Origin of the sequence: Candidatus Protofrankia californiensis (assembly GCF_900634765.1) — a bacterium.
Lineage (GTDB): Bacteria > Actinomycetota > Actinomycetes > Frankiales > Frankiaceae > Protofrankia > Protofrankia californiensis.
The window spans coordinates 30,229-31,000 of record NZ_CAAAFT010000147.1 but is presented as its reverse complement, the minus strand read 5'-3'; the positions used below and the strand labels follow the sequence as shown (position 1 = coordinate 31,000).

Annotated in this window: 1 protein-coding gene; it reads right to left on the bottom strand. The window is 68.1% G+C overall.

The window, feature by feature from the left end:
• Positions 1 to 158: 158 nt before the first annotated feature.
• On the bottom strand, positions 159 to 635 hold the full coding sequence (gene ybeY, locus DD1DGNOD_RS08745; protein WP_131766054.1) for an rRNA maturation RNase YbeY: 477 nt from the start codon (positions 633 to 635) through the stop codon (positions 159 to 161).
• Positions 636 to 772 lie beyond the last annotated feature (137 nt).

Sequence of the window (772 nt, the reverse complement as noted above, 5' to 3'; positions counted from 1 at the left end):
GGCTACCACCGCGAGCAGCAGAAGTGGAACATCACCGTAACCCATTGATCCGCCCTGTCAGTTCCCCGGCACGCTCAGCGAGTAGCACACCCGACACGTGTCGTGTCCGGGGCACCTGCCGTACCCGGGACGCCTGCCATGCCCGACACGTGCCACGATCAGTGCGCGCCGGCGGCGCGGGCGGTGGCCCAGGAGGTCAGCAGCCGGGACTGCACAGCCCACATCTCACGCTCCTCGTCCGGCTCGGCATGGTCGTAACCGAGCAGGTGCAGGATGCCGTGCGTGCACAGCAGATGCATCTCGTGTTCGGTCGAGTGGCCCGCCTTCGCCGCCTGTCTGCGGGCGACATCCGGGCACAGGACGACGTCGCCGAGCAGCAGGGTCGGGTCGTCCTCGCCCGAGTCGGGCGAGGACGGGTCGAACGCGTCGTCCTGGGGGAAGGCCAGCACGTCGGTCGGGCCTTCCTCGCCCATGTAACGGACGTGAAGCTCCTCCATGGCGGACTGTTCCACCATCATGACCGACAGCTCCGCCAGCGGGTTGACCTTCATGGCGTCCAGCACGAACCGGGCGAGCGCGGTAAGGGTGACCTCGTCGGTGTCGACGCCCGACTCGTTCGCCACGAACACGGCCATCAATGATCCATCCTCATTCGGCGCCGCCGCACGCGGCACATCGTTGTCGGCGTGTCATCCGGTACGTGAGCCGGCATGTCCGCAGGCACGCCGGCCGGCGGCATGCCTGTCGTCGCGGTATGTCCGTCGTCCCGGTG

Coding starts and splice junctions, on each gene's coding strand:
- ybeY (WP_131766054.1), bottom strand. CDS start 635: ATGGCCGTGTTCGTGGCGAACGAGTCGGGCGTCGACACCGACGAGGTC.